The organism is Streptomyces sp. L-9-10 (assembly GCF_004151105.1).
Classification (GTDB): Bacteria; Actinomycetota; Actinomycetes; order Streptomycetales; family Streptomycetaceae; genus Streptomyces.
Genome location: NZ_PHRF01000051.1, coordinates 25,617 through 36,292, shown reverse-complemented (window position 1 = coordinate 36,292; position 10,676 = coordinate 25,617). Strand labels below are relative to the sequence as shown.

General features: G+C 71.1%; 9 protein-coding genes. 3 read left to right on the top strand and 6 right to left on the bottom strand.

All coding sequences use genetic code 11. The annotated features are described in order from the left end of the window. The 3 genes from CU044_RS14425 to CU044_RS14415 form a co-directional block, all read right to left on the bottom strand. Positions 1 to 560 (bottom strand): SulP family inorganic anion transporter (locus CU044_RS14425; protein ID WP_129768973.1); only part of this gene is annotated, 560 nt, incomplete at its 3' end. A 70-nt stretch (positions 561 to 630) separates the two neighbouring features. Continuing rightward, the gene (locus tag CU044_RS14420) at positions 631 to 1,215 is read right to left on the bottom strand and encodes a carbonic anhydrase (RefSeq protein ID WP_129768972.1); all 585 of its coding nucleotides are present in this window, start codon (positions 1,213 to 1,215) and stop codon (positions 631 to 633) included. A gap of 688 nt (positions 1,216 to 1,903) precedes the next feature. Then, positions 1,904 to 2,659: an SIS domain-containing protein gene (locus CU044_RS14415; RefSeq protein WP_129768971.1), complete on the bottom strand. Its 756-nt coding sequence runs from the start codon at positions 2,657 to 2,659 to the stop codon at positions 1,904 to 1,906. Positions 2,660 to 2,923: 264 nt separating this feature from the next. Between CU044_RS14415 and CU044_RS14410 the strand changes: the two genes are divergently transcribed. Beyond that, positions 2,924 to 3,616: a metal-dependent transcriptional regulator gene (locus CU044_RS14410; protein WP_030351277.1), complete on the top strand. Its 693-nt coding sequence runs from the start codon at positions 2,924 to 2,926 to the stop codon at positions 3,614 to 3,616. An 822-nt stretch (positions 3,617 to 4,438) separates the two neighbouring features. After that, the gene (locus CU044_RS14405; RefSeq protein WP_129768970.1) at positions 4,439 to 5,302 is read left to right on the top strand and encodes an alpha/beta hydrolase; all 864 of its coding nucleotides are present in this window, start codon (positions 4,439 to 4,441) and stop codon (positions 5,300 to 5,302) included. Positions 5,303 to 5,444: 142 nt separating this feature from the next. Here the strand turns inward: CU044_RS14405 and CU044_RS14400 are convergent, their stop codons facing one another. From CU044_RS14400 to CU044_RS14390, 3 genes are all read right to left on the bottom strand, one after another. Further along, a complete protein-coding gene (locus CU044_RS14400; protein ID WP_240045597.1) occupies positions 5,445 to 7,136 on the bottom strand; it encodes a transporter in 1,692 nt (563 codons plus the stop codon). 2 nt (positions 7,137 to 7,138) lie between these two features. Next, positions 7,139 to 8,047, bottom strand: coding sequence for an ABC transporter ATP-binding protein (locus tag CU044_RS14395; RefSeq protein WP_240045595.1), 909 nt, complete (start codon positions 8,045 to 8,047; stop codon positions 7,139 to 7,141). A gap of 110 nt (positions 8,048 to 8,157) precedes the next feature. Further along, positions 8,158 to 8,844 carry a bifunctional DNA primase/polymerase gene (locus CU044_RS14390; RefSeq protein ID WP_129768969.1) on the bottom strand — a complete coding sequence of 229 codons (687 nt, stop codon included), beginning with the start codon at positions 8,842 to 8,844 and terminating at the stop codon, positions 8,158 to 8,160. Positions 8,845 to 9,151: 307 nt separating this feature from the next. Here CU044_RS14390 and CU044_RS14385 point away from each other — a divergent pair, with 307 nt between their 5' ends. Beyond that, entirely contained in the window at positions 9,152 to 10,534 is a 1,383-nt protein-coding gene (locus CU044_RS14385) for a transcriptional regulator (RefSeq protein ID WP_129768968.1), read from the top strand. The last annotated feature ends 142 nt before the right edge of the window (positions 10,535 to 10,676 follow it).

Here is a 10,676-nt window from a genome sequence, read left to right as displayed (position 1 = left end):
CGGGGCCAGAGCACCAGTACGGCGATGGTCCCCGCCCCGATGAGGAACGCGGTCAGCGCCGTACCGGTGGTGAGAATGTCGCCGGCCAGTCCGGGCAGGCCGGCGATCTTGCCGAGTCCGCCGGACGGCTGCGCGGTGTCGGCCATGGCGTAGACCTGGCCCAGGACGAGCACCAGGCCGATGCCGGCCAGCATTCCCTGGACGACGGCGACGGAGATGGCCCGGAACCAGCGGCCGAACCCGAAGGCGCCGAGGGCCAGTTGCAGCAATCCGGACACCAGGACGATGGCGCCGAGCGTACCGACGCCGAATTCTTTGACGGCTTCGTATACGAGGACCGTGAGACCGGCTGCCGGGCCGCTCACCTGGAGCGAGCTGCCGGGCAGGCAGCCCACGATGAGCCCGCCGACGATACCGGTGACCAGACCGAGTTCGGCCGGGACTCCGGAGGCGACCGCCACCCCCACACAGAGGGGTAGCGCGACGAGGAAGACGACGAGGGACGCGAGTATCTCGCGTCGAAGGACACGCTGGTCCTTCAGAAGTGGGAGGGAGAGCATGACGGGTTGTCCTAGCTGTGCGGTCCGCGAGCGGACGGAAGGTGGGGAGAGGTCGATGCCGAGGCCGCAGTCACAGCGGTCTGAACTCCCCACCCAGCTCGGGCCGGTGGACGCTGATCGCGCCCGTGTCCACTTCGTAGTACCAGGCGTGCAAGGAGAGACGGCCGTCCGCGAGACGTTCCCGTACGGCGGGATAGCCCCGGAGGGTGTCGAGTTGTGCCGCCGCGTGGTGCCGTACGGCGTGGGCGAGGCCGTGCCCCGACGGAAGCTTGGAGGCACGGAGGCCGAGCCAGCCGCGCACGGCGGGAACGGCCGACAGGTCCTCGCCGCGGACCATGGCGCCGACGGCGCCGCAGTGTGAGTGACCGCAGACGACGATGTCACGGACGTCGAGCACACGCAGCGCGTACTCGATCGTGGCGGTCTCGCCGCTGGGGCGGTCCCGGTCGTACGGGGGGACGATGTTGCCCGCCGTACGCAGCTCGAACAGCTCGCCGGGGCGGGCGCCGGTGATGAGGGAGGGGATGACACGGGAGTCCGAGCAGGTGATGAACAGTGCTTGCGGCGTCTGCCCCGCCGCGAGATCTCGGAACTCTTCGGGGCGTTCCGCCACCTGCACGGAGAAGGAACGGGCGTTGTCGATGAGGGATTTCATGATGGCCTGCCTCCTGCACTCCCGGGCTCGCCGGGGCGCGGTGTGGTCGGGTCAGTGGGGGGTGAAACGGGTGTGCGAGAACTGCTGGTTGTGCATGAGCGTTGAACCTGGAGGTCGATCGTGAGGGTGAAGACGTGAGGGTGAAGACGTGAGGGTCGCGTCAGGGGAAAGGGCCGAGCGTCAGAGATGTCCCGGGCCTGATGGGGAGCCGTGCGGGCGTCGCGCCCTGCCGGATCGCGGCAGTTGGGGAGCCCGGCGTGGCGGCTGCCGGGTGATGGTCCGGGCGGCCGGGGTCAGAGAGCGGTCGTCCCGCGTCTGACGGTGGACTCGCGGTCCAGTCGGATTCTCACAGCTCGCCCTTTCCGTCTTTCGGTCTTTCCGTGGTGCCCGTGCGGGCACGGCCGTACGGCGCCGACATGTCGTCAGTTCCGATGATGCCGCACCGCAGCCTCACCTACTTTGCCTGAACATTACTTCTTTGTGAAAGATCAAAATTCCGCCAAGTGCTCTCTTGGTGACGCAAAGTGGCGGTTCGTGGGTACGGAAACGAACTGGGGCCTGCGGGAGTGTGCCCCACAGGCCCCAGATGTCACTCTCGGTGTCCGCTGTTACGTGCGTCGCATTTTCTGTCTTCGGTCGCGTCGCTTTACCCAGGCCGCCACAGTCCGTCGCCGTTCGCAGATGCGTTCTAGTGTCGGTAGAAGATCCGGTCGCCGTACTCGGTCATGACGCGGCCGTTCCACTCGGTCCCGCCGTCGACGTTCCCCGAGCGAAGGAGCGGGGGTTCGATTCCGCGTTCGACGAGTTCTCCGGCGGCCGCGGCCATCATGGCCTGCATCAGGGCGCTGGTGACGACGGTGGAGGCGGGCGCGAAGGGCGCCTCGATGCCGTCGGCCGTCAGTTCCGCGTCACCGACCGCGATCTTGCTGTCCAGCACGATGTCGCAGTGGTCCTTGAGGTAGGTCCCGGTGAGGTGGCGTGACTTCGTCTCCGTCGCGTACGCCACGGACGTCACGCCGATGACTTTGAGCCCCAGCGCCCGCGCGTTCATCGCCATCTCGACGGGCAGCGCGTTGCGCCCGGAGAGGGAGATGATCACCAGCAGGTCCCCGGCACGGGCGGGGGAGGAGTCGAGGACGGCGCCCGCCAGCCCGTCGACCCTCTCCAGGGCGGAGCCGAGGGTGGCCGGCATGACATCGACGCCGACCACGCCGGGCACGGTGAGCAGGTTCATCACGGCGAAGCCGCCGGCCCGGTAGACGACGTCCTGCGCGGCGAGCGAGGAGTGCCCGGCGCCGAAGGCGAAGAGCCGGCCCCCGGCGGCGACGGTGTCGGCGACGGCGGTTCCGGCGGCGGCGACGCGGGCGGACTCCTCGTCGCGTACCCGCTGGAGCAGACCGATCGCCGCATCGAAGAACTGACCGGCCAGCTTGCTCTCGCTCATCGGGAAGGCCCTTCCAGGGTGGGGGATCAAGGGCGGAACAGAGGGTGGTTCAGGGCTGGGACCAGGGGCGGGACGGGCACGGGGAATGTCTGTGCCGCGGATCACGTTGAGGTCTGGACCATTGCTCTGTCAATACGGCGACCCGACATGGCTGTCCCGCCGCAACCGGGCTCCGCCCCTTCCGCTCTCCACGCACGGCACGGTTGTCGGTGGTATGCGTCAGAATTGAGTCAGGGCCAGCGCACGATTTATCGAGGGGCATGTATGTCCGGACTGATCGACACGACGGAGATGTACCTCCGCACCATCCTTGAGCTGGAAGAGGAAGGTGTGGTCCCGATGCGGGCCCGGATCGCGGAGCGGCTCGACCAGAGCGGGCCGACGGTCAGCCAGACCGTGGCCCGTATGGAGCGCGACGGACTGGTGCAGGTCGCGGGTGACCGGCATCTGGAGCTGACGGAGGAAGGGCGTCGGCTGGCGACGCGCGTCATGCGCAAGCACAGGCTCGCCGAGTGTCTCCTGGTCGACGTGATCGGCCTGGAGTGGGAGCAGGTGCACGCGGAGGCGTGCCGCTGGGAGCACGTGATGAGCGAGGCGGTGGAGCGGCGCGTGCTCGAACTGCTCCGCCACCCGACGGAGTCGCCGTACGGCAACCCGATCCCGGGCCTGGAGGAGCTGGGCGAGAAGGCCGAGGCGGATCCGTTCCTGGATGTGGGGATGGTGAGTCTCGCCGAGCTGGACCCGGGCGCCGAGGGCAAGACGGTCGTGGTGCGGCGGATCGGCGAGCCCATCCAGACCGATGCCCAGCTGATGTACACGCTGCGGCGCGCGGGCGTACAGCCCGGGTCCGTGGTGAGCGTGACGGAGTCTCCCGGCGGGGTGCTGGTCGGGAGCAGTGGCGAGGCGGCGGAGCTTCAGTCCGAGGTGGCGTCGCACGTCTTCGTGGCCAAGCGCTGAGGCACCGGGTCCCGTAGTCGAGGGAGCGCCGTCCGCCCATGGGGGGCGGGCGGCGCTTCGGCGTGTGCACCTACGGGGTGCGTGCGCGGGTGTGCTGAGACGCCCGGACGGCGGAGTGACTCAGGGGAGCGTCACGTGGCCGGACTGTATGCGCTTTCCGGCGGGAGGGGGCGACGGCTGGGCGTTCGCGTGCCAGTCTGTGGCAGAGGCATATGACCTGAGGTGCCGGCCGGGGGTGCGGCTCCGGGTCGGTCGGAGGCCGGGGAGGGAGCAGGGTGATGCGCCTGTGCGGGGGTGCGCACTGTGTGTCGCGTCTGCGGTACGGCGCGTATGTCCTGCCGCTGTCCGGGCGGGGAGACCTGTGCGATCCACGTGATCCGCGGGCCTCTGAGCGAGTGCGGGAGTGTGAGCGAGCGCGTGAGCGGGCGCGTACTCCGCGTACTCCGCTTACTCCGCTTACTCCGCGTACTCCGCGCGAGCCCGGCGATCCCAGCCGGAGCCGGAGCCGGAGCGTTGTGCGAGGGGGCGGCTCCGGTGCCTTTCGGCACCGGAACCTGTCCTCCCCTGCGCTGACCCGGAGCCCCGAGCTCCCAGGGTCATTCCCCTCGGACCGTCATCCCCGAGCGGCCCGCCTCCCGGAGAAGATCTCCCCCGGGCCGCGTCCGGCAATCCTGGGGTGTGGTCACTCGAACGAGCGGTGTTGCGGGCGGGAATCAGTTTTTCGAATGGGAGTTCGATAGTCTGGCGTGGCTGGACGCATCGGAACGGGGCCATGGCGGAATCCGACTCGACCACTCAGGACCGAAGGGGGTGCCGGGACGCATGGTGCGGCGCATCGATGTGACCGGAGCGGACGGTGTACGTCTCGCTGCCTGGGAGTTTGCCGACCCGCCCAAGCGGCGGGAGGAGACGGAGAGGGCTTCCGGCGTCTTACTGCTGCACGGCCTCATGGGCCGCGCCTCGCACTGGGCCGCCACGGCGCGCTGGCTCTCGGAGCGGCACCGCGCGATCGCGCTCGACCAGCGCGGACACGGCCGCAGCGACAAGCCGTCCGGAGGGCCGTTCACGCGCGAGGCGTACGTGGCCGACGCCGAGGCCGCGATCGAACAGCTCGGGCTGGGGCCCGTCACGCTCATCGGTCACTCGATGGGCGCGCTCACCGCCTGGCAGCTCGCCGCCAAGCGGCCCGATCTGGTCCGGGCCCTGATCATCTGCGACATGCGGGCGTCGGCGCTGGGGGCGGCCTCCCAGCGGGAGTGGGCGGACTGGTTCCGCGCCTGGCCGGTCCCGTTCGCCACGCTCGCCGACGTACGGAAGTGGTTCGGCGAGGACGACCCCTGGGTGGAGCGGCCCACGCCGGCGCGGGGCGAGTTCTTCGCCGAGGTGATGGCGGAGAGCGCGGACGGCTGGCGCCCGGTCTTCTCGCGCCGCCAGATGCTGACGTCCCGGGAGACCTGGGTCCATGACGCGCACTGGGAGGAGCTGGCGCACGTCCAGTGCCCCACCCTGGTGGTCCGCGGTCTGGACGGCGAGCTGGGCCGTGCGGAGGCCCAGGAAATGGTGCGGGTGCTGCCGCGCGGCCAGTACGCGGAGGTGACGGACGCGGGCCATCTCGCCCACTACGACCAGCCGGAAGCCTGGCGCGCGGCGATCGAACCGTTCCTGGACGGCGTGCTGACGCCCTGACGTGACGGGACCCGCACCGCCGACATGACGGGCCCCTACGTGAGGGCACCCGCTGACGCGACAGGACCCGCGGACGCGACAGGACGCCCTGACGCGCCGGGCTGCCCTGACGTGATGACCGGGCTCCCCGGCTGCTGTGCCGTCAGCCCTTGCTGACCGCCGTGAGGATCTCCGGCAGGCGCGCCGCCGTCCGCGGGGCCGCCAGGCGGAGGCCGCCCGCCGCCGCCAGGGCGCCGTACGCCGCACCGACCGGGAGCAGCAGCCACGCCCATTCGTCCGCGCCGGACACATGGATCCAGATCGTCAGCGCGAGCACCGGCGCACACAGCAGCGCGGCGCCGAGCATGCCGCCGAAGATCGAGATCCACGCGAGACCGGCCTGGCCGGGGGCGACGTTCTTGTAACCGCTGTCCTGCGGGATCGAGTACGGGAAGCGCGCCGAGGCGACCGCGCCCGTCGCCAGCATCGCGCCGAGCAGCGCGAAGGACAGCCCGAGCGCCTCGGGCAGCGCCCCCCAGTCGCCGAGCAGCGCCGCCGTGGCCACGGTCACCAGCGCCGAGTACGGCAGGGTGATCACCAGCAGCGCCAGCGCCCGCGCGCGCAGTTCGAGGTAGGCGTCCCGCGTCGAGGAGATCGTCAGCGCGACCATCCAGAAGGCCGAGGTGTCCTGGCCGAACTGGTTGTACATCTGGATGCCGAGCATGCCGGCCGCGAAGCACGCGAAGTAGATCGTGCCTCTGCCCTGGAGCGCGTTGAGCAGGGGCACGATCAGGCCGATGGCCAGCGAGGTCACCCAGGCCGCCTTGGTCTTCGGGTCGCGCCACACGTACCGCAGACTGCGCAGCATCACCGTGCCCGTACGCCCCTCGGGCAGCAGCCGCCCCGGCTGCCACACCGACTCCTTGCGTGCCGGTTCCGACGCCGCGAGCGTCGAGCCGTCCGGGGCGGTCATCAGCTTCACCAGCGAGCGCTGCCACGCGTACAGCAGGGCCGCCAGCGCGGCCACCGTCAGCAGCAGCTGGGCGGCGGCCCGCCCGTACGCGCCCTCGCTCACCGACTCCACCGCGCCCATCGCGGACGCCGGAGGGAGCCACCGTACGATCCGCGCCGCCGGGTCGAGCGCGGAGAGTCCGCCCGCGTCGCCGAGCCGCTGGACGCCGAAGTTGACGACCTGGATGCCCACCGCGATCACCAGACCGCTCAGGACGGCCAGATCGCGTCCCTTGCGCGAGGTCAGCAGCCGGATATTGGCCGTCGCGACAGCGCGCGCCAGCGCCACGCACACGAGCAGGACCAGCGCCACGGCCAGGACCGAGACGGCCACGGCCGCCGCGCCGTACGCCGTGGCCGCCGCCGAGCCCACCGCCAGACAGAGCGTGAACAGCGGCCCGATCCCCACCAGGGAGGCCGCGAGCAGCGCCCCGACCAGCGAGCGCGGGCGCAGCGGCAGCATCACCAGCCGGGTCGGGTCGAGGGTCTCGTCGCCGCTGGCGAAGAAGAGCGGCATCACGGCCCAGCCCAGCGCCAGCAGGGCGGTCAGCAGCACGACCAGCGTGCCCGCGTGGTCGCTTCCGCGCAGCAGGAGCAGACCGAGGAGCTGCGCCGCCGCGAGGAGCAGCGCGAAGACCGCCGACGCGATGTACGCGACCGCCCGGCCCGACGACTGCCGCAGCCCGTTGCGCAGCAGGGAGAGCTTCAGCCGTAGGAAGATGGGCGTCAGCGGGACGGACGAGGGCTGGGCGGGCGCCGACGGGACGGGCCCCGGCGGGACGGGCCCCGGCGAGGGGGGCGTGAGCGGAGCGGAGGCTATCGGCGCGGGGTTGTTCTCGGCCATGTTCATCGCGCGCCGCCCAGCCAGTCCAGCGACTCCCCGGCGCCGTGGCCCTGGACGCCCACCAGCTCCAGGAAGGCGTTCTGGAGGGTGGGCGCGTCACCCCGTACCTCTTCGAGGGTGCCCTGAGCGCGGATACGGCCCGCCACCATCACGGCCACCCAGTCGCACAGCGACTCGACCAGCTCCATGACATGGCTGGAGAAGACGACGGTCGCGCCCGAGTCCGTATAGCGCTCCAGGACGCCGCGGATCGTCTGCGCGGAGACCGGGTCGACGCCCTCGAACGGCTCGTCCAGGAAGAGGACCTGGGGGTTGTGGAGCAGCGCTGCCGCGAGGCCGATCTTCTTTCGCATACCTGTCGAGTAGTCGACAACGAGTTTGTGCTGTGCGCCCGCCAGGTCCAGTACGTCGAGAAGCTGTGTGGCCCGCTTGTCGACCTCGGTGCCCGGCAGCCCCCGCAGCCGCCCGGTGTAGCCGAGGAGTTCCCGCCCGGAGAGCCGCTCGAAGAGCCGCAGCCCCTCCGGCAGGACTCCGATCCGCGCCTTGACCTCGACGGGGTCGCGCCAGACGTCGTGGCCGGCGACTCGTACCCGTCCCTGGTCGGGCCGGAGGAGGCCGGTGACCATGGACAGGGTCGTGGTCTTGCCCGCGCCGTTCGGTCCCACCAGGCCGATGAACTGGCCCGCGGGCAGTTCGAGGTCGATGCCGGCGACGGCGATGTGTTCGCCGAACCGCTTCCACAGCCCCTCGACCTGAACGGCGGGCTCGGCGCGGGGGGTGGTCTCCGCGGCGGTGGCCGGCGGTATCGGCCGCTTCCCGTCGGCCCCCTCGGCCCCCTCGGCCCCCTCTGCTCCGTCGGCCCCCTCCGCCGGTGTCCGATCCCGTGCCTGGTCCCGTGCCTGGTCCGGCATCGCGCACCGCCTTTCGTGCTTTCGCTTCTCGTACAGATGTCCCCGTATATATCTACGGGGACCACCTTATGTACGGGGCGCCGGACAGGACCTCGGCCGGACCGGCCCCTTTAAGCGCGGCGGGCCCGCTCCTCGGCCGCCTCCCGCCCGCACGCGTAGGCGAGGGGGCTCATCAGCTCCTCGACATCCGGCAGCCAGCGGTTGGCGTGCGTGGGCCGGCGCGCCCACTGCACCGCGCCGCTGCCGCCGATCCGTGTCGGCGGGGCCGCCACGTAGTCCCCCTCGCCGCGCGTGACCAGGTCGATCGCGCCGGGGGTCCAGCCCAGCTTCCGTACGAGGTCGTCCACCTTGACCGCGGCGCCCGGCAGTACGAAGAACAGCATCCGGCGGGCCGGGGTACGGGTCACCGGCCCGAGCGTCAGGTCCATCCGCTCCATCCTGGCCAGGGCGAGGAAGCCGGCCGACTCCGGTACGTCGAGCGCGTCGAAGGTGCGTCCCGTCGGCAGCAGGATGGACGCCCTGGGCTGTTTCGACCACAGTCTGCGCGCCGCGACCGCGCTGCCCGTCGCCTGCGCCGCCCAGTCGGGACCGGTCGCGTGCGCTCCCGGCGCCGGGCAGTCCGTCCGGTCGCACGAGCAGGTCTCCCGGCCGTCCGCCGCCTCCAGCCAGGTACCGGGGAACACGTCCCAGTGCCGCTCTTCCGCGTACCGCACCGCGCTGTCCAGCAGCAGGTCGCCCCGCTGTTGAGGGATGTGCGCGGCGTCCGTCACTCCGATGGTCTCTTCCACGAACAGCACAACTACCGCCGCCACCACCGGTTACGGGGTGCCCGTTGCCACGCCGGGGAACGCCCGCCCCGCATATGGGGCGCATGGATGCATGGGTGGGGGCGCGCGGGAAGGGGTGGAGCGGTAAGGGGGTAGCCACCCTCGGGGGTCCGACAACATATGGGCAACGCGGGAGGCGTGCGGGCGAGCCTTGCCGTGTTTACCGAAGCTTTCTGAAATTCCTCGAATTTTTCCGTTATCACCGAACATGTGCATTCTTCGCATATGTGCGGGCAGTGTTCAGTGAGCTGATCACTGCGGCCACAGGGGGTATCCATTGGCAGCCAGACCACTTGTCGCGCGCCAGCCGAACGAACGGCTCCAGGCGCTCATCCAGGAGGCGGGGTGTTCCAACGCCGGGCTCGCCCGGCGCGTCAACATGGTGGGCGCGGAGCGCGGGTTGGACTTGCGCTACGACAAGACCTCGGTGGCGCGCTGGTTACGCGGACAGCAGCCGCGTGGCCGGGCCCCGGGCGTCATCGCCGAGGCGCTGGGCCGGAAGCTGGGCCGTACGGTCACGATCGACGAGATCGGGATGGCGAACGGCAAGAATCTGGCCTCGGGCGTCGGTCTTCAGTTCTCGCCCACCGTCATGGGCGCGATCGAACAGGCCTGTGAGCTGTGGCGCAGTGATGTGGGCCGCCGTGACTTCCTGTCCGGCTCGGCGGTGGCGTCCTCGGCGCTCGTCGAGCCCAGCAGGGACTGGCTGATCACCGGCGCGGACCCGGCCGTCGCACGCAACACCGGTGCGCGGGTGGGGGATTCGGATGTCGAGGCTGTACGGGCCATGACCGCGGCCCTCATCGACCTGGACCACCGTTTCGGCAGCGGCCATGTCCGTCCCGTCGTCGTCCACTATCTGAACAGCGTGGTGTCGGGCCTGCTCGCCGGTTCGTACCGGGAGGCGGTCGGCCGGCGGCTCTTCGCGGCGGTCTCCCGACTGACCGAGCTGGCCGGCTATATGGCGATCGACACCGGTCAACCGGGGCTCGCCCAGCGCTACTACATCCAGGCGCTGCGGCTGGCCCAGGCGTCCGGGGACCGCGGGTACGGCGGCTATGTGCTGGCCGCGTCGATGAGTCATCTGGCGGCGCAGCTCGGGAATCCGCGCGAGATCGCGCAGTTGGCGCGCGCGGCACAGGAGGGGGCGCGCGGGCAGGTGGCGCCGAGGGCGCAGGCCATGTTCCACGCGGCCGAGGCCCGGGGCCACGCGCTGATGGGCGACGCCCGTACCTGCGAGGCGGCCGTCGGCCGGGCGGTCACCGCGCTGGAGCAGTCGGGCGACGCCTCGGGCGACGACCCGGACTGGATCGCGCACTTCGATCAGGCCTACCTCGCCGACGAGTTGGCGCACTGCTACCGCGATCTGGGCCGGCCGGAGGAGGCGGCCCGGCATGCCGAGGACTCGCTGGCGGGCCATCCGGAGACCCGGGCCCGACGGCGGGCGATCGGGCTCGTCCTGCTCGCCACGTCCCAGGTCCAGCAGCGGGAGGTCGAGGAGGCGTGCCGGACGGGCACGCGCGCGGTGGAGCTGCTGGGCGCGCTGCGCTCCAGCCGGGGCGCGGAGTATCTCGACGATCTCCAGCAGCGGCTGGAGCCGTACGCGAACGAACCCGCGGTGCGGGAGTTCACGGCGCGGCTGGAGATCCAGGCGGCGTGACGGCGCTCACTCCCAGCGCTCCCAGGTCCTGTCCGGTCGGTCCTCGTGACCCACGAGCACCGACCGGACAGGACCTGGCGGAGCCCTGTGCGTGATGCCGTCCGTGGTGGTGCTGTGTGGACGCCGTGGGGGTGGCGTGAGG